We start from the raw sequence: 17,427 nt of genomic DNA on the forward strand, positions 1-17,427 counted from the left end.
CGAGCAGCGGATACGCAGTTGACGTGCAATAGCTTTACCCTTACCATTGAGCATGCTTATGAGATTAGTTCGGGAATTATACAATTGACGGAGGCATGAAAATTTATTATTGAGTGAGGCGAGCCTGATGGACAAGAAAAAAGCGCTCATTAACATCGATTACACGAATGATTTTGTCGCGGCTGACGGGGCGCTGACTTGCGGAGAGCCGGGGCAGGCGATTGAGGAACGGATTGCAGCGATAACGGAAACGTTCGTTCAGAGCGGTGGCTTCGTCGTATTCGCGATCGATATGCATAGAGTGAACGATCCTTTCCATCCGGAAACGAAGCTGTTCCCGCCGCATAATATTGAGGGGACGGAAGGCCGCAGGCTTTACGGCAAGCTGGAGGATGTGTATCAGCGCAACAAGAAGGCCGACCATGTCTATTGGTTGGATAAGACGAGGTACAGCGCGTTCGCGGGAACCGACCTCGAGCTTCAGCTGCGGGCAAGAGGAATTACCGAGCTTCATCTCGCAGGGGTTTGTACCGATATTTGCGTGCTCCATACCGCGGTTGACGCCTATAACAAAGGGTTCGAGATCGTAATTCATGAGGATGCTGTCGCCAGCTTTGACCCGGATGGGCATGTATGGGCGCTCAGGCATTTCAAAGGCTCGATCGGGGCAACGGTCGTGAAAAAGGAGTTCATATAAGTTGACCAACAAGATTGCGCTTCCTAAGTTAGATCACCATGATGACAGCTTTGCTCTTCACACGGACAAATATCAAATCAATATGACGCAGGTGTATTGGCAGGACGGCATGCATAACCGCAAAGCGGTGTTTGAGGTGTACTTCCGCAAGCTTCCGTTCCACAACGGCTTCGCGGTTTTTGCCGGGCTGGAGCACGTCATTCGTTTCTTGCATGGCTTCCGCTTTTCGGAGAGCGATTTGGATTATCTCCGCGAAGACGGCTACAGCGATGGGTTTCTCGAATATCTTCGGACGCTCCGCTTCACGGGCACGCTGCGCTCCATGAAGGAAGGCGAAATCGTGTTCGCGAATGAACCGATGATGCGGATCGAGGCTCCGCTTGCCGAAGCTCAGCTGATCGAAACGGCGATTTTGAACATCGTGAACTACCAGACATTGATCGCCACGAAGGCTGCCCGTATCAAACAAGTGGTTGGCGAAGAGCTGAGCATGGAGTTCGGCACGCGACGGGCGCAGGAGATGGATGCCGCGATTTGGGGAACAAGAGCGGCTTATTTGGCCGGCTTCGAGGCGACCTCGAACGTCAGAGCCGGGAAGCTGTTCGGCATTCCTGTGGCGGGGACGCACGCTCACTCGATGGTGCAGGCATACCGCGACGAATACAAGGCCTTCGCCAAATATGCCGAAACCCATAAGGACTGCGTGTTCCTTGTCGATACGTATGACACGCTGAATTCGGGCGTTCCGAATGCCATCAAAGTCGCGAACGAGTTCGGCGGCCGCATCAACTTCTTGGGCATTCGACTAGATAGCGGCGACCTGGCCTTTCTATCGAAGGAAGCGCGCCGGATGCTTGATGCTGCGGGCTATCCGAATGCGAAGATCTACGCTTCGAACGACCTCGACGAGCAAACGATCATTAATCTGAAGGCGCAAGGGGCGAAAATTGATGTGTGGGGCATTGGGACCAAGCTCATCACAGCCTATGATCAGCCTGCTTTGGGCGCTGTTTACAAGCTGATAGCGATTGAAGACGAGAATGGGAGCATGGCGGATACGATCAAAATCAGCTCGAATCCGGAAAAAATTTCGACGCCGGGATTGAAGCGCGTCTACCGGATCGTAAATCAGACGAGCGGCAAGTCGGAAGGCGACTACATCGCATTGGAACACGAAGAGCCGCAAAATGAAGAACGCCTGCATATGTTCCATCCCGTACACACCTATTTGTCCAAGTATGCGACAGGATTCGAAGCGAGGGAGCTGCACCATGCCATTTTTGAAAACGGCAGCCTGGTGTATCAGATCCCTAGCCTTTATGAAATTCGGGAATTCGTGAAGGCCAATCTGAATGTGCTGTGGGATGAATATAAGCGCACGTTAAATCCAGCCGAATATCCGGTGAGCCTAAGCCAAGCTTGCTGGGATAACAAAATGCGGCGGATTGAAGAAGTCCGTACAAAGGTAAAGATCTCGATGGCATGATCATTAAACCGGCTGTTCCTTTTTAATAGGGCGGTCGGTTTTTTTTTCGGAAAAGAAAAAAATACTTTACATAGGGTAGGGGGGTATACTATTATCTTATTAGATCATGATGAAAGGAGGGGAATCCGAATGCAGACAGCAACACTTAAGGTAGCGGGCATGTCCTGCCGTTCCTGCGTTCGTTCGATTGAAGGCGCGCTTGAACAAAGCGGCGTAAACGCGCAGGTCAATTTTGAACAAGGGACTGTAGACGTGCAATTCGATGAAACGAAGCTGCAATTAGCTAACATTATTCAACTCATTCATGATAAGGGATATGTTGTGGCGGAGTAAGGAATAGGAGCGCACTTATGAAAATTTTATTAGTTGGAGCTTCGGGGACGTTAGGAAGCGCGGTCCGCGATGAGTTAGCAACACGGCATGAGGTCATTACGGCGGGCCGCAATGGCGCGGATGTTGAGGTGGACATCGCCTCCGTAGAAAGCATGAAAGCCATGTACGAGACCATAGGTCAAGTGGATGCGGTAATTTGTACCGCGGGAAGCACTTATTTTGGCGCGCTTGAAGAGCTTACGCCGGAGAACAACGAGATTTCGATCCAAAGCAAGCTCAAAGGACAAGTGAACCTCGTTCTGCTTGGACTCGATCACGTTCAGGATAAAGGCAGCTTTACTTTGACAACGGGAATCATCATGGATGATCCCATCAAAGGCGGCGTGTCGTCCGCGATGGCGGGCGGCGCGATCAGAGCCTTTGTCCAGTCAGCCGCATGCGAGATGCCTCGCGGTATACGGATTAACAATGTTAGTCCCAATATGGTGATTGAGTCTATCGAGAAGTACGGCCCGTATTTCCCTGGCTTTGTGCCTGTGCCTGCCGGCAGAGTTGCTCAGGCTTACCGGAAAAGCGTGGAAGGAATTCAAACCGGGCAAACCTACTCGGTCTATTGAGATAGTATGCTAAGTTTAAGGACATAAAATAATATTTCTTATGAACGAACGTTAACTATTGACATGTTAACGTTCGTTCATTTATTATGTGGTTACCAAATTTTATAGGTTAATCGAAAAGGAGTTGAAACAAATGAGTATCGCATTCGTATGGTCTTCCCTCCTGATGCGCACGATCTTTTTCATTCTGTTTGGCCTGTTGATCGTCGGCGCTTCCGCGCTGGCTGGGAATGAACATCCGCTTCAAGCCGCCGAGAGATGGTGGCCCTTCCAGGCGATATTGGCCAACCTCGCGACGTTTATTGTTCTTCGTTCGTTCCTTCGCCGGGAAGGCCAGGCTTACAGCCGTATTTTTGATTTCCAGAAGAAGCGTCTAGGGAAGGATTTGAAACAGTTTGCCTGGCTGCTCGCAGTAGGCTTTGCGCTCGGCGGGATTCCGCTGTACGTCTTCTCGGCTGTCATTCTCGGTTCCTTCGTGCCTCCGGATCTGATGTTCCAGCCTTTGCCGGTATGGGCGGCCGTCATTGCGCTCGTCATCTTCCCGTTATCCAATGGTCTCGTTGAAACGCCGACCTACATCGGTTACGCGCTTCCGCGATTGAAGAAGATTACGGGTAAGCAGTGGCTAGCCATCCTGCTCGCTGGACTTGCTTTAGCCTTCCAACACATCGTCCTCCCGATTGTGGCGGACGTGCCGTATATGCTGTGGCGATTCGTCGCGTTTATCCCGCTTGGCATCGCGATTGGCTTTATTTTCAGCCGCACGCGAAGATTGCTGCCGATCGCCTTGGCGCATTATGTAATGGATTTACAGCTTGCCATTACCTTGTTTATATATTCGATTTAAACGTAATTAGCTAGGAGTTGTGAACGTCATGAATAACGTAAATTTAATGGTTGAACATTTATACGGCTGCAAAGAAGCAGCAATCCAGAACACTTTCGCTAGTATCGGTATCATAGCGGTGACAAACGTACAAGAGGGTCTGGTCAGCTTATCTTATGATTCGCAAACCGTTTATTTTGTAGAGATGATCGAGATGCTCGAAGAGCATGGTTGCGCGGTTAAGCAGCTCATGAAATGAACTCTATTTTTTTGGACCCTAAAGAACGAACGTTAACTATTGTGTTGATAGATCCATTTTAATATAATTCATATACGAAGCTTTATGATGATGCCGGAGGTGGCGGAAATGTATTTTTTGTGCACGACATGCGGTACGCAGTATCCTTCTAGCCCGGTTGCTCCTAAACGCTGTTCCATTTGCGATGAAGAGCGGCAATACGTTAATCCGAATGGGCAGTCCTGGACGACTTTGGAGGAGCTGAGGGAGAGTCAAACATACATGAACGAGTTCATAAGAGAGGAAGACGGTCTTTACAGCCTGACGACAAAGCCAAGATTGGCAATCGGTCAAACGGCGTATGTCGTTCAGGCTGGCGATTTTAAGCTTCTATGGGACTGCGTTGCCTACTTGGATGAACCAACCCTGCAAGCCTTAAAGGACTTGGGCGGCATTAACGCGATCGCGATCTCGCATCCGCATTACTACACGACGCATGTGGAGTGGACGAAGGCCTTGAACGTCCCTGTCTATTTGCATGAAGCCGACAAGGAGTGGGTCGTGAGACAGGATTCCTCCACGCAATTCTGGTCCGGAGAAAAACTGGAGCTCGCGCCGGGTCTTGCCTTACATCGTCTAGGCGGACATTTTGACGGAGGGACCGTCGTGCATTGGGAGCAGGGCAATGACGGCAAAGGCATTCTGCTCACCGGGGATATCATTCAAGTCGTGCAGGACACGAGATGGGTGAGCTTTATGTACAGCTATCCGAATCTTATTCCGCTGCCTGCCTTCAAGGTGAAGCTTATCGCGGACAGAGTGAAGGAATTGAAATTTGACCGGATTTATAACGCGTTCCACCGAGCGGTCAAAGCTCATGCTTCCGAGTCTGTGCAAAGATCCGCCGAACGGTATATTCAAGCTTTGGAAGGTAAACATGGTAATAAGCCGGGATCGTAACGGGCCCCGGAATAAGAGGGGGATCTAGCATGGAGACGATGTTTCCGAGCAGGGAGACGGGCCAGACGAAGCGGCGCATCCTTGAAGTGGCGATCGAATTATTTTCCCGGAACGGGTACTCCGGCGTGTCCGTTCGCGAGATTACGAAGCATGTCGGGATCAAAGAGAGCGCCCTCTATAATCATTTCAAAACAAAAGACGAGATCCTGCAATCCATTTATCAGCTATTCACGAACGCAAGCGAAGGCAATTCGCTTCCCACTCCCGAGCAGCTCGAGTCGATTTTGCAGCATATGGATTTGGACGACTTTTTGCGGCAAGGCTTTGAACAATTTAAGGGAACCATCGAGAATCCGCTTTTAACGCAAATCTGGAGGATCCTGAATATCGAGCAGTATCGCGACCAGCGGGCGCGGGAGGTCATATTGACTTATATTTATAAAGGCACGATTGATTTTTTGGAGTCGGCCTTCCAGTTGCTGCAGCAGCAGAAGAAGATCAAGGACGCGTACAGTCCGAGGATGCTGGCCGTCGAGTATCAATATCCGATCTTCGCGATGATGACGGAATATTTGCTGCTGAAGTTCGACAACAAAGAAACGGACGAGCTTCAGCAGAGAGTGGAAGGGCATATTCAATACTTCAGCGATTATGTAAAGCTGTAGTCGATTACGCAAAGCTGCTGGTTGACCGGCAGCTTTTTGCGTATAGAGGAATATTTTTAATTTACTCATTGACATAGGGTAGGGGGGTATACTATATTATCGATATAAACAGTGAACGAAGGAGAGAAAAGACATGTCGCAGCTTAATTCGAAAGGCTTATCAAGGGGAGCAACCGTTCTAACCTTACTTCTTGGAATCTTTATGGGGGCGCTGGACCATGGCATTGTAGGACCGGCGTTAAGCTCCATTTTGCAGGAGTTTGAACTAAATACCGAGTGGGGGGTATGGAGCTTTACGGTTTATACGCTGCTATTCGCAGTGAGCATTCCTGTGCTCGGCAAGCTGTCGGACCGCTTCGGCCGGAAACAAACCTTTGCCTTCGGCATTACGATGTTCGCCCTGGGCTCTGTTATGGCAGCCCTGGCCCCAAGCTTTACCGTGTTTCTGATCGGACGGGCTATTCAGGCCATAGGCACCGGGGGTATATTCCCGATTACTACCGCGCAGATCGCCATGTCTTACCCGCCTGAACAGAGAGGGCGGATGCTTGGTTTGATCGGAATGGTGTTCGGCTTGGGCACGATATTAGGACCGGTGCTTGGCGGCATGATTATAGAAAATATGGAGTGGCAGTGGATTTTTCTCATTAACGTGCCGATTTCGGCGGTTATTCTGGTCCTTGTCGCTAGAATGAAGCAAGAACAGGCGATCGTGAAGAAAGAGGTTGACGTATCTGGCATTGTCGTCCTGACCCTCATCATTCTATCGATTATGTTAGGGATAACTCTCCAAAGCACGGGATTCCTGGGACTCGGAGTCGTACTCATTCCTCTTCTCGTTATGATCGAACGCAAATCGCGGGATCCAGTTATGAAGCTTGCCTATTTCACGAATGGGAGCACATTAGCCCTGCTGCTAACGTCTATGGTATCCGGCTTTGTCATGGCGTCAGCTACCAATCTGATCCCGTATTTCTCGGAAACCGTGCTTGGCCTTTCCAAAGGCGCAGCCGGCATGAGCGTGACGCCGCTCGCTATCGCTTCCGTACTCGCGTCTCTTGTCGGCGGATATTTAGTCGATAAAGCAGGAGCGAAACGGGTTCTTATCCTTGGATTCGCCTTAACCCTTGCAGCAGGAGCGGCAATGGCAGCCGGGGTTGATACATTAGGCTTGTTCTACCCGCTGATCGCTATTATGGGGTTCGGAATCGGGATCATTATCGGCGCTCCGCTGAATGTGCTTATATTGCAAGTGGTGCCTCCCCAAGAGACGGGTTTGGCCGTAGGATACATTAGTCTGTTCCGTTCCTTAGGCTCCACGATGGGACCGACCATCGCGGGCTTGTTCCTCGCAACCTATGACAACGGCTTCCAGCCTCTGTTTATCGTTAGCGGAGCGGTATCCGCAGTCAGCATCATCCTGCTGATTTTCTTCCGCAGAAGAAATCTGCCGGCCGCCGCTTAATGCGCTTTGCTTAGAGTAGGGGGCTAGGGTATAATTTATACATTAGGAGGGATGAGCCATGGAAAACGAAACGGCAGCGGAAACAGGCAAACATAAGCATCATCACCATCACAGTCCGAACTCCGATAAGAAGAAAGCGACCTTAACGAGCCGTTTAAATCGGATTGAGGGGCAAATTCGCGGCATTAAAGGCATGATCGAGAAGGACGCGTATTGCGACGACGTGCTCAATCAGATTGCTTCCGTGCAATCGGCCTTGAATGGGGTAGGGAAGCTTCTGTTGGAGGAGCACATGAAGAGCTGCGTCGTGGAGAAGATCCAGGAAGGCGATCCTCATATCATTAACGAGCTGCTGGTCACCATTAACAAATTAATGAAGTAACGGCTTTCTGCGCGGTTGCGGCGACAGAGGCGTAAAGAGGTTCGCTCCTAAGGACGAACCTTTTCTTTTTGGGCGATCTTTTTGGGCGGAAAAAAGGAGCGAAAATACGCTTGACATACTATAGGGGGGTATACTATTATGGAGTCAGATGATAAATATTGGAGGAATGAACGATGCAAAACGTACGATTCAATGTGCAAGGAATGAGCTGCGGCCACTGTGTCAATTCCATTGAAGGCGCGGTAGGAAAGCTGGGGGCGGAGGCGAAGGTCGATCTGCAATCCGGCAGCGTAACGGTCTATTTCGACGAAACGAAGCTAACACTGGATAAGATTAAGGAAACGATCGAGGATCAAGGGTACGAAGTAGTTTAACAATATGGCCGTTAAGGCCTTTCGGAAAAGGTGATACAGATGAGTCAGTCTGGAGCAGGCAATGCCGATCAAAACGCTACTTTTCAAATTACAGGAATGACATGCGCGGCTTGCGCTAACCGAATCGAAAAGGGGCTGAGCAAGCTCGAGGGCGTGTCCCAAGCAAATGTCAATTTTGCGCTCGAGCAAGCGTCCGTTCAATTCGATCCGGATAAGGTGAATATGTCCAGCCTAGAGCAGAAGATTAAAGATTTGGGCTATGGCACGGTGAAGGAAACCGTCGACTTCAATATTACGGGCATGACGTGCGCGGCTTGCGCGACTCGCATAGAGAAAGGGCTTAACAAGCTGGAGGGCGTGAAGGCGACAGTGAATCTCGCGCTTGAGACCGCCCATGTGGAATACATGTCCTCTATGGTCAGCCCTTCCGATATGATCAAAAAGGTGGAGCAGCTGGGGTATAAAGCCAAGCTCAAGGCGGAAGCCAAAAACGACGGCGACCACCGGCAGAAGGAAATTCGCCGTCAGCAATGGATGCTGGTCATCTCTGCGATATTAACATTCCCGTTATTATGGGCAATGGTCGGCCACTTCTCCTTCACATCTTGGATATGGTCGCCTGACATATTCATGGAGCCATGGTTCCAGTTTGCCCTGGCAACGCCCGTTCAATTTTTTATCGGAGCCAGATTTTACGTCGGGGCATATAAGGCGCTGCGGAACGGCAGCGCGAACATGGATGTGCTGGTGGCGCTCGGTACGTCGGCAGCTTACTTTTACAGCTTGTATGTTACGGTATGGGAAGTGCCGGAGGCGCTGTACTACGAGACGAGCGCGGTGCTCATTACCTTAATCCTGCTCGGCAAGCTGTTCGAAGCGTTAGCGAAAGGGCGGTCCTCCGAAGCGATCAAGTCGCTGATGGGCCTTCAAGCTAAGACGGCTACCGTCATTCGGAACGGCGAGGAAATGAATGTGCCGGTAGAAGACGTCGTTGTCGGCGATGTGTTCCTGGTGAAGCCGGGCGAGAAGGTTCCGGTCGACGGTGTCGTTGTCGAAGGCGTCTCGGCCGTAGACGAATCGATGTTAACCGGGGAAAGCATCCCCGTGGAGAAGCGGGCGGGCGAACCGGTTATCGGGGCGACGCTGAACAAAAACGGGGTTTTGAAGGTACAGGCAACGAAGGTAGGCAAAGAAACGGCGCTGTCGCAGATCATTAAAGTCGTAGAAGAAGCGCAAGGATCCAAGGCTCCAATCCAGCGGGTCGCGGACGTTATATCCGGGATCTTCGTTCCGATCGTTGTCGGCATCGCGGTGTTAACCTTCTTGATCTGGTATTTCGCCGTAGAACCGGGCGATGTAGCCGCCGCGCTTGAGAAAGCGATCGCCGTGCTCGTTATCGCGTGCCCTTGCGCGCTGGGTCTTGCAACGCCGACGTCGATTATGGCAGGCTCCGGGCGCGCAGCTGAGATGGGCATTTTGTTCAAAGGCGGCGAGCACCTGGAGAATACCCACCGCATTACTACGGTAATACTGGATAAAACAGGTACAGTAACGAAAGGCAAGCCGGAATTGACGGATGTTCGGGTCGAAGACGGTTTTGTAGAGTCGCAGCTGCTCGCTTGGGTTGGCGCAGCGGAGAAAAATTCCGAGCACCCGCTCGCTGAAGCGATCGTAGCAGGCATCCGGGAGAAAGGAATTGCCCTCCCGCAGGCGGAATCGTTCCAAGCGATACCGGGATACGGCATTATGGCCGTGGTAGAAGGCCGGGGCATCATGATCGGCACCCGTAAGCTCATGGCGCAATACAGCGTGAAGGCGGACAAAGCGTTCGAAGAGATGGGCAGACTGGAGTCCGAAGGCAAGACGGCTATGCTGGTTGCCGTCGACGGCCAGTATGCCGGGATGGTAGCCGTGGCGGACACGGTCAAGGAAACATCCGGCGCGGCGGTTGCCCGTATGAAAGAGCTCGGTCTCGAAGTTGTCATGATTACCGGCGACAATGAGCGTACCGCGAAGGCAATCGCAAGTCAGGTTGGAATCGACCATGTACGTGCGGAAGTTCTTCCAGACGGCAAGGCGAATGAAGTGAAAAAGCTCCAAGAGCAAGGCAAGAAGGTAGCGATGGTCGGAGACGGCATCAATGACGCTCCGGCGCTTGCGACCGCGGATATCGGAATGGCGATCGGGACGGGAACGGACGTGGCGATGGAAGCTGCGGATGTGACGTTAATGCGCGGCGATTTGAACAGCATTCCCGACGCGATCTCCATGAGCAAGAAGACGATGATCAACATCAAGCAAAATCTGTTCTGGGCGCTGGCTTACAATGTGATTGGCATTCCGATTGCGGCTATGGGCTACCTGGAGCCTTGGCTCGCTGGAGCGGCAATGGCTTTGAGTTCGGTAAGCGTTGTGCTTAACGCCCTTCGATTACAGCATGTCGATAAAAAAGCAGAGGAGAGAAACGACCGGTTGAGCAGAAGACAGTTTACGATCATATTGTTGTTAGTTGTGATGACGTTCTTTGCCGGCTATGGCTTCGGCAGACAGGCGAATACGCCTGTGGCGGATAATGGAGAGACACCGGCGCAGCAAGAGGAGGCCGGACATGGGCATGGCGCGTCTGACGCGCATGGAAGCGACAGCGACGAGGCGGAGTCCATTGTGACGGAGGCGTTCTGGCAAGCGGATAATGCGAAAGCAGGAGAAGAGACCTCTATCCGTATTCAGATTAAGGATGAAGCGGGAAATCCGGTCGAGGATTTCGACATTGAGCATGAGAAGCTGCTGCACCTGATCGTGGTCAGCAAGGATCTGTCGTATTTCAACCATATTCATCCCGAGTATAACGGCCAAGGCGAATTCGTGATCACGAACAGCTTCCCTGCCGGCGGGGAGTATAAGTTGATTGCCGATTATGTTCCGTCCGGCGGAAGCAAGACGACCCAGACCGAGTGGATCACCATTGACGGAGCTGCTGCCGAGGCAGTGCCTCTAACGCAGGATCAATCCCATTCCAAAGTCGTGGACGGAGTAGAAGTAACGCTTGTGAACGATCATCCGGAAGCGGGCAAGGATTTCGAGTTAGCCTTTAAGCTTGCCGATGCGGAGACGAAAGAGCCGATAACGGATTTGGAGCAGTATTTGGGAGCGGTGGGGCATGTCGTTATTCTGAGCGAGGATACGGAAGAGTATCTCCATGTCCACCCGCTGGAAGAGAAAGCGACGGGACCGGACGCGAAGTTCATGACGAGCTTCCCAAGCTCAGGCACCTATAAAATATGGGGGCAATTCCAAAGAGACGGCAAAGTATTTACAGTACCTTTTGTGGTAGAGGTTCCTTAAAGGATTTTTGCATATTTTCAACCTATAGCCGAGCCGAAATCAGGCATTTGCTCCTGAGATCGCTCGGCTTCTTTTTCGTTATATGCTATAATTTGGAATAGTACGAAATGGGATGTAGTCAAAGGAGAATATCATGAAGGTTGTTCTACTAGATGATGAAAAGCTAGCTTTGAACTACTTGGAGCATCTACTTCGAAAAATTGCGGATATTGAGATTATAGAGAAGTTTATCGATCCACAAGTTTTTTTCGAATTTATTCTTCATCATGAAGCGGATGTCGCTTTTATGGATATTCAACTGCCTGAAATAAATGGAATCGAATTAGCCGAACGGATACTGGAGAGCAAGCCGGAATTAAATATTGTTTTTTGTACAGCATATGATGAATATGCGATCAAAGCGTTTGAATTAAACGCCCTCGACTATCTTATGAAACCGGTTGGCATTGAACGATTAACGGTGACGCTGCAGCGTATTCAAGAACGTTTAAGGGCAGGGGCTGTAAAAGCTGTTCATTTCAACAAGATATCCCCGCTAAACTCGACGATCAATATGAAGATGTTTCAACAAGCCATGATTGAGTCCGATGAGAACCATTTCACGCTGCTTCGTTGGCGAACATCCAAGGCTCAGGAATTGTTTCTTTATTTACTGCAGAACAGGGGGCACTTGGTCCGCAAATCGCTGCTTATCGAGCTGCTGTGGCCGGAGCAAGATCCGAATAAAGCATACTCGCAATTATATACGACAATTTATCATATACGAAAAACGCTGGAGCCCTACCATGATCACTTTCAATTGACAAATGCATCGGATGGCTATTTGCTCCAGATTGAAAATATCCAGTTGGACGTGGATGCGTGGGAGAATTACGTCCAATCACAGCCGCCAGTTAAGGAAGACACCATCGCTGAATATGAGTCCATTATGGCTTTGTAACTTCTGGAATTTGGTATTAGTGTTGTGTACCAGATGTAAATATGTAGTGTACTAACCTAAATGTCGAGTACTAATTGTATTAATGTTGTGTACTAGGCAAGTAAGTTGTGTACTAAGGGTTTAATGTTATGTACTGATGATTATAAGTGGCGAGTGGAGAACCTGGTTTGACCAGGGTCTCCACGTTACATTTTGAATTGGAAAATGCCAGTTAACTAAATGTGTGGGACAAGTAAGTATGGAACTACATGTTTGGAGAAATGTAAGAAGCAACTAGTGGGGGCCCGATGAGAATTATGAAGGGCCCCCTTTTCTACAATTAGACATAGTGCGTCGAAGCATGTTCTAACTAACTTAATTTACATAAGTGAACAGTGAGGGATTTGGATGAAAGACATAGGATACAGAATAAAATGCATTAGGAAAGAAAACAATCTTAACCAAACACAATTTGCGAAGAGTATTGGGATTTCTCAAGGTAATTTAAGCGAAATAGAAATGGGCAATATTAATCCATCTGCGGAAACATTAATATCACTTAGACAACAATATAATGTAAATCTTAACTGGCTATTGACTGGTAGCGAAGCAGATGATGGAACTACATATAAAGACGTTAGTGAGGAGCAATTATTAGAGGGGTATAGAAAATTGAATGATTATGATAAGCTTGAGATTATTGAAATAGTTGAACTAAAAAATAGGTTGAGATCAAACGTGTGATTATATCTCCATCCTACGAGGGACCAGTTAAATCTCATAACTTTTTGTAGACGAAGATTTTTGCTCGGCCATTTGCATTTCATTTCCCGTACCTTTTTAAAGCATTTTGATACGCAATCTCACGTTCTTTTTCCTCCCAATCTAATCGTTGAAGTAACCGTTGCCAATATACGTTACCTGATGTGGCATATGATTTTGCTGTTTCTCTCCACAAGAAGGCTTCAGCCTCCTCCATTACAATATAAAACCTACTTTGAATTTTAAGATGTGGCATTCCATCTTCTTTGATCAAGCTATAAATTGTTGAAGTGCTTGTACGAAAGTAATCTGCAGCTTCTTTTATAGTTAAAATCGTTCTCCCATAATAGCTTTCTTTACTTTTCTTCGTTTGTTTAAGGATATCTTCAGAAAAAGCAGCTAACTCTTCTTTTATGATATTACGGATAATTTCATCGATCATGGGTTGTTGATTCTCCTTTTTTGACGAAAAGTTTCTTATATCCTCCTGGACCCTTTTTACATCCCACATTTTATCAGGATCATTCCAACCTTCTTCTTTAAATTTTGCAATAGTATCTGCGATGCTAGAGTGGTCAAAAATGATCCTGGACTTTACTAAAAGATGTGGCATGGCTCGGGCATAAGTTAGTTGTCGTAGGGTATAAGTACCGATTCCTGTTAATTCCGATATTTCTTTAATGGTCAAATATGATTTGCAAGATGCTGTGCTTCCGTTATTGTCTATCTCCTTGATGGATGTCATCCAGCGAGTAAATTCTTCTTTAAGAATGTTTTTAATAAAAAATTCAAATGATAAAGCAGCTTTGTGTAGCATACGATCACGACCTATTTAAGTTTTATCTTTTAGAGAAAATGCAATTGCCGTTTGCAACTATTAGCGCACAGAGGTGACTAAATGACCGAAGTATATTATTAACCTGCTAATATTCTATTTAGACTATTTTCTGTACTTATTAAAACGCATGAGTTTTCCTCTCGTTTATACATATTATTGTAATGGATTTTCGTAGAGAACTGGGTTGTGTTTTGAAAAGATTGCAAAACGATGATAGTTAATGTGCTACGTCATACCCTAGCGTCCTGCACTTAGTCTTGTTTATTCCGAAGACAAATAACCTATACTTAAAAGGTCGGAGCAAAAATTCATACGAGAAGGTCACCGAAGTGAAAATGTCCTTGTAATCCCAATACTTCTCAATATTCTTATTCTCATGCCATGTTTACACTAGCGGCTATTTGTTGAAAATGCGGCTTATAATTGCAAGTTCAAATCAGCATAAAACAAGCGGACGGAACATTAATATGCGCCTTCGATAAGGCTGGATATTCAGAATCAGTAGATGCAGCTGCTGTCATTCTTAAGTTCGAAGAGCCTCTTGAGAAAATGTCTTCAAATGAAGCAAAGGACGTGTATGACGAACGCTGGACAACCAATAAATAATTGGGGGATCTGGGATCAGAGTATATTTAAAAAAACGCTTGAATATGCACGTGTGTGAAAAATGAAGGCCCACAGATAACGGAGTAGAATGTATTTAGGAAGGCAGGGTTTATGATGAAAAGTCGAATGTTAAGATATACAGAATCAAAACATCCGTTATCGAAAATACCGATCGAGCGAGTAAAGGAAATGCAATGTATTCTACATGATCGGCAGACTATAAGTGTTTATTGTGATTGTTCAACTATACCAGATCAAGAGGTGGCGGGCGTAGGAGTTTGTTTTGTTGGTAAGCGTCAAATCCTCCCCACCTTCTAAGTGGCTTCTAATCATGAGATTATAGGCTCATCTTAGAAAAAGGGTGATCGTCAGATGAAGAAAATTGAGGAGACACGCGAGCACTGGAAGGCTCGAATCTCAGATTATCGTGCCAGTGGTTTAACAATGTCGGCATGGTGCGCGGCCAACGGTTGTAAGACGGACCAGTTAAAGTATTGGCTCTACAAGGCCAAGAACAACTCAACCTGTCGCTTCTCAGCTAATCTGGCGGGTGAGAAATCACCGACAATGACGGAAGAAATATAATGCCAACCCGCCAGCACAGTGAGAGATGAAGCGCCAATCATAGGGTGGTGCAAATGCATCCCTCGGAAATCTCCGGGGATGCATTTGCACGACGTTATGAAGATGACCCGCCAATGCCCCGTTGGCGGTCCATATCGGCCAGAACTCGGGCAATGTGGCTCTCCTCAATCACTTCCAGGTCTTTGTTTGTAACGTCGAGAAGTGTTTGGGTACAAATCTGGTTCGTCACCCGCGGAAGTCCCTGGCTTGCTGCAAAAACCCGTTGCAGGGCACCTTCAGCAAAAAGGGGCTTGTCCATCTGGGCTACCTTCATGTGGTGCCGAATGTAGCCGTAGGTTTCTTCTTTCGTCATGGCCGTCAGGTGGTACTGCATGCCAATGCGCTGGACCGTCGCTTCGTGTTTTTTCAATCGCAGGATCTTCCGCAGCTCCGGCTGCCCAACCAGAATCAACGGAAATAGAGAGCAGGAATCCATGTTGTGGTTCATGACGAAGCGGAGCTCACTCAGCATGGCATCACTCATCTCATGGGCTTCATCCACCACGACCACCATCATGCGCTCACCTTGCGCCGTTCGCGCCTGCAAGGCTTCCTCCCATTGCTGTCGGGCTTTCCCTACGTTGTAGCAAGGCTCTACACCCATGTGAGTGAGCATCGCTCCGTAGAAATCTCTCGGCTTGAGTCCGGCCTTGCAGAGATAGATGGGGGCGTAGGTCATATCATCCAAATCGGCAAACAATCGGCGGATCAATGTGGATTTCCCGCCGCCTACTTCCCCAGTGAGCACACCCAGATAGCGGTTTTGAATCATAAGGTTTAGACGGGCTAACGCTTCTTTGTAGCTGCGAGATTCGAAGCAACAGGACGTATTCAGTTCTTTGCTAAACGGTTGTACAACGGGGGCTGTCAGGGTCGTCATCATGCCTGTCCACCTCCCCCGGCGGCGTAGGATACCGGATCTTGTTCCGCAAGAGCTGCTTGGCGCTTTTGCTCTGCCAATTCGAGAAACGAGAGCTGTCCATCATGTTCTTCTACCAGCTGCACAGCTTCCGGCTTTACTCTCTTGTCGTAACGGCGGGTAAGGTCGATGACGGTGGCATCAGGCCATTGCTTGTCTTGGTGCCACACTTGAATACGGGAGAGATCAAATGGATCGTACCGAAGTTGCACACGCTCCCCGCAGAGCTCCAGATCAACCTCGTAGGCATTACCGGCCAGACTCACGCAGCCGGTCTTGTCTACCTTTCGTGTCTCTTCCCAGAGGAAGATGTCCATGAGCTCCGCCAGCGTGGCCCGGCGTGGCTTCCGGCTGCTGGATTCAGCCCGCACTTTCGGCGGCTGCTTCGTTGAGCCATGCTCCCGGATATGGTAGTACCCCTCGATCCAAGCAGCAAGGCCCTGGTTCAGTTCTTCCAATGTCAGGATGCGCCCTTGCTCGATCTGTTGGTACGCTTCGGGTTTGAAGCTGGTGTCAATGAAATGGAAGAAGCGTTCAATTTTACCGCGTCCCTGAGGACGAAATACGGTACTATGTGAAAGGCGGATGCCCAGCTTCCCGCATATTCGGACCAGGTGCTGAGAGGAGAAAGCAGCTCCATTATCGCAATAGAACTGTTCCGGAATGCCGTGCTTTAGAATCGCCTTCTTCAGGCTGTCCTCCATACGCGGTAGCTTCTCGTCCCAATAAAACTGGGCGTGAGTAATCAGACGCGAGTAGTCATCCAGGATGGCAAACAGAATGGCTTTCTTCTTTTTCTTCGGGTCTGCCGGATCAGGAAGATACAGTGTATGTTGGAAGTCAAATTGCCACAACACATGGACATCCTCCGCCTCGAAGCGCCGAAATCCCTTGGCGGCTTGCGACTGAATCAGGTCTTTGCGGCTTGCTCCTGCCTTCTTCAACTGGCGAGCCAGCGTGCTTGCTGCAATGTCGGTTTGGGCTACAAGGCCACTCTCCTTGAGCATGAAGATAATTTGTTCCACACTGCGCTCCGGCCGTTCCTTTCGCAGCCGGATGGCTTCTTGCAGGACAGATGCAGGAATACCGGTGGCCGTTCTCTTTGACCGCCCTTTCGGCTTGAGGGCCTCCCATTGTCCGCTTCGGTACTGAGACAAGTACCGCTCAAGGGATCGGATGCTGACGCGGGTCTTTGTACTTCCGGGTATGTGGTACGTTTGCTGTGCAGCCTGCTCCAAATAAGCCTTGATCTCACCGGGTGCCATCGGGGTCTGCCGACTGACAATCGGGGCGATTAGGCTGTAACGAAAAGCGGCCATTTGTTCTTTTACTTGTTGTTCCATCGGTTGGGTACGCTCCTTTATCAATGAA

At 49.0% G+C, this 17,427-nt stretch carries 17 protein-coding genes and 2 pseudogenes; 16 read left to right on the forward strand and 3 right to left on the reverse strand.

The window, feature by feature from the left end; translation table 11 throughout:
* Window positions 1-127 precede the first annotated feature (127 nt).
* The 15 genes and pseudogenes from M0651_RS07685 to M0651_RS07750 all read left to right on the forward strand — a co-directional run bounded on the left by M0651_RS07685 (window position 128) and on the right by M0651_RS07750 (window position 13,051).
* A complete protein-coding gene (locus M0651_RS07685; protein ID WP_248551259.1) occupies window positions 128-697 on the forward strand; it encodes a cysteine hydrolase family protein in 570 nt (189 codons plus the stop codon).
* Window position 698: 1 nt separating this feature from the next.
* Window positions 699-2,183: a nicotinate phosphoribosyltransferase gene (locus M0651_RS07690; RefSeq protein ID WP_282577821.1), complete on the forward strand. Its 1,485-nt coding sequence runs from the start codon at window positions 699-701 to the stop codon at window positions 2,181-2,183.
* A 129-nt stretch (window positions 2,184-2,312) separates the two neighbouring features.
* On the forward strand, window positions 2,313-2,516 hold the full coding sequence (locus M0651_RS07695) for a heavy-metal-associated domain-containing protein (protein ID WP_248551260.1): 204 nt from the start codon (window positions 2,313-2,315) through the stop codon (window positions 2,514-2,516).
* Window positions 2,517-2,533: 17 nt separating this feature from the next.
* Complete coding sequence (locus M0651_RS07700) at window positions 2,534-3,133, forward strand: short chain dehydrogenase (RefSeq protein ID WP_248551261.1); 600 nt, start codon at window positions 2,534-2,536, stop codon at window positions 3,131-3,133.
* Window positions 3,134-3,266: 133 nt separating this feature from the next.
* Window positions 3,267-3,980 carry a CPBP family glutamic-type intramembrane protease gene (locus M0651_RS07705; protein WP_248551262.1) on the forward strand — a complete coding sequence of 238 codons (714 nt, stop codon included), beginning with the start codon at window positions 3,267-3,269 and terminating at the stop codon, window positions 3,978-3,980.
* A gap of 28 nt (window positions 3,981-4,008) precedes the next feature.
* The gene (locus M0651_RS07710; protein ID WP_248551263.1) at window positions 4,009-4,218 is read left to right on the forward strand and encodes a hypothetical protein; all 210 of its coding nucleotides are present in this window, start codon (window positions 4,009-4,011) and stop codon (window positions 4,216-4,218) included.
* Between the two features lie 108 nt (window positions 4,219-4,326).
* On the forward strand, window positions 4,327-5,157 hold the full coding sequence (locus tag M0651_RS07715) for an MBL fold metallo-hydrolase (RefSeq protein WP_248551264.1): 831 nt from the start codon (window positions 4,327-4,329) through the stop codon (window positions 5,155-5,157).
* Between the two features lie 29 nt (window positions 5,158-5,186).
* Window positions 5,187-5,822: a TetR/AcrR family transcriptional regulator gene (locus M0651_RS07720; protein ID WP_248551265.1), complete on the forward strand. Its 636-nt coding sequence runs from the start codon at window positions 5,187-5,189 to the stop codon at window positions 5,820-5,822.
* Window positions 5,823-5,955: 133 nt separating this feature from the next.
* Complete coding sequence (locus M0651_RS07725) at window positions 5,956-7,287, forward strand: MFS transporter (protein WP_248551266.1); 1,332 nt, start codon at window positions 5,956-5,958, stop codon at window positions 7,285-7,287.
* 58 nt (window positions 7,288-7,345) lie between these two features.
* On the forward strand, window positions 7,346-7,669 hold the full coding sequence (locus M0651_RS07730; protein ID WP_248551267.1) for a metal-sensitive transcriptional regulator: 324 nt from the start codon (window positions 7,346-7,348) through the stop codon (window positions 7,667-7,669).
* Between the two features lie 173 nt (window positions 7,670-7,842).
* On the forward strand, window positions 7,843-8,043 hold the full coding sequence (locus M0651_RS07735) for a copper ion binding protein (protein ID WP_248551268.1): 201 nt from the start codon (window positions 7,843-7,845) through the stop codon (window positions 8,041-8,043).
* 39 nt (window positions 8,044-8,082) lie between these two features.
* Window positions 8,083-10,485, forward strand: a pseudogene (locus tag M0651_RS07740) (heavy metal translocating P-type ATPase); the annotation flags it as partial.
* 252 nt (window positions 10,486-10,737) lie between these two features.
* Window positions 10,738-11,388: pseudogene (locus tag M0651_RS24360) on the forward strand (DUF8832 domain-containing protein); the annotation flags it as partial.
* A 133-nt stretch (window positions 11,389-11,521) separates the two neighbouring features.
* Window positions 11,522-12,328 (forward strand): response regulator, encoded by an 807-nt coding sequence (locus M0651_RS07745; RefSeq protein WP_248551269.1) that lies wholly within the window; start codon window positions 11,522-11,524, stop codon window positions 12,326-12,328.
* A gap of 387 nt (window positions 12,329-12,715) precedes the next feature.
* Window positions 12,716-13,051, forward strand: coding sequence for a helix-turn-helix domain-containing protein (locus M0651_RS07750; RefSeq protein ID WP_248551270.1), 336 nt, complete (start codon window positions 12,716-12,718; stop codon window positions 13,049-13,051).
* Between the two features lie 79 nt (window positions 13,052-13,130).
* Here M0651_RS07750 and M0651_RS07755 read toward each other — a convergent pair whose 3' ends face one another.
* Window positions 13,131-13,886, reverse strand: a complete 756-nt coding sequence (locus M0651_RS07755; protein ID WP_248551271.1) for a helix-turn-helix domain-containing protein — start codon at window positions 13,884-13,886, stop codon at window positions 13,131-13,133.
* A 999-nt stretch (window positions 13,887-14,885) separates the two neighbouring features.
* Here M0651_RS07755 and tnpA point away from each other — a divergent pair.
* Entirely contained in the window at window positions 14,886-15,098 is a 213-nt protein-coding gene (gene tnpA, locus M0651_RS07760; RefSeq protein ID WP_248551272.1) for an IS66 family insertion sequence element accessory protein TnpA, read from the forward strand.
* A 94-nt stretch (window positions 15,099-15,192) separates the two neighbouring features.
* On the opposite strand, the gene M0651_RS07765 is transcribed toward tnpA, so the two are convergent.
* Window positions 15,193-16,017, reverse strand: coding sequence for an ExeA family protein (locus M0651_RS07765; protein ID WP_248551273.1), 825 nt, complete (start codon window positions 16,015-16,017; stop codon window positions 15,193-15,195).
* Entirely contained in the window at window positions 16,017-17,399 is a 1,383-nt protein-coding gene (locus M0651_RS07770; protein ID WP_248551274.1) for a Mu transposase C-terminal domain-containing protein, read from the reverse strand. The genes M0651_RS07765 and M0651_RS07770 overlap by 1 nt, the downstream gene beginning before the upstream one ends.
* Window positions 17,400-17,427 lie beyond the last annotated feature (28 nt).

The organism is Paenibacillus mellifer (assembly GCF_023195895.1).
Classification (GTDB): Bacteria; Bacillota; Bacilli; order Paenibacillales; family Paenibacillaceae; genus Fontibacillus; species Fontibacillus mellifer.

Coding starts and splice junctions, on each gene's coding strand:
- M0651_RS07685 (WP_248551259.1), top strand. CDS start 128: ATGGACAAGAAAAAAGCGCTCATTAACATCGATTACACGAATGATTTT.
- M0651_RS07695 (WP_248551260.1), top strand. CDS start 2,313: ATGCAGACAGCAACACTTAAGGTAGCGGGCATGTCCTGCCGTTCCTGC.
- M0651_RS07700 (WP_248551261.1), top strand. CDS start 2,534: ATGAAAATTTTATTAGTTGGAGCTTCGGGGACGTTAGGAAGCGCGGTC.
- M0651_RS07705 (WP_248551262.1), top strand. CDS start 3,267: ATGAGTATCGCATTCGTATGGTCTTCCCTCCTGATGCGCACGATCTTT.
- M0651_RS07710 (WP_248551263.1), top strand. CDS start 4,009: ATGAATAACGTAAATTTAATGGTTGAACATTTATACGGCTGCAAAGAA.
- M0651_RS07715 (WP_248551264.1), top strand. CDS start 4,327: ATGTATTTTTTGTGCACGACATGCGGTACGCAGTATCCTTCTAGCCCG.
- M0651_RS07720 (WP_248551265.1), top strand. CDS start 5,187: ATGGAGACGATGTTTCCGAGCAGGGAGACGGGCCAGACGAAGCGGCGC.
- M0651_RS07725 (WP_248551266.1), top strand. CDS start 5,956: ATGTCGCAGCTTAATTCGAAAGGCTTATCAAGGGGAGCAACCGTTCTA.
- M0651_RS07730 (WP_248551267.1), top strand. CDS start 7,346: ATGGAAAACGAAACGGCAGCGGAAACAGGCAAACATAAGCATCATCAC.
- M0651_RS07735 (WP_248551268.1), top strand. CDS start 7,843: ATGCAAAACGTACGATTCAATGTGCAAGGAATGAGCTGCGGCCACTGT.
- M0651_RS07745 (WP_248551269.1), top strand. CDS start 11,522: ATGAAGGTTGTTCTACTAGATGATGAAAAGCTAGCTTTGAACTACTTG.
- M0651_RS07750 (WP_248551270.1), top strand. CDS start 12,716: ATGAAAGACATAGGATACAGAATAAAATGCATTAGGAAAGAAAACAAT.
- M0651_RS07755 (WP_248551271.1), bottom strand. CDS start 13,886: ATGCTACACAAAGCTGCTTTATCATTTGAATTTTTTATTAAAAACATT.
- tnpA (WP_248551272.1), top strand. CDS start 14,886: ATGAAGAAAATTGAGGAGACACGCGAGCACTGGAAGGCTCGAATCTCA.
- M0651_RS07765 (WP_248551273.1), bottom strand. CDS start 16,017: ATGACGACCCTGACAGCCCCCGTTGTACAACCGTTTAGCAAAGAACTG.
- M0651_RS07770 (WP_248551274.1), bottom strand. CDS start 17,399: ATGGAACAACAAGTAAAAGAACAAATGGCCGCTTTTCGTTACAGCCTA.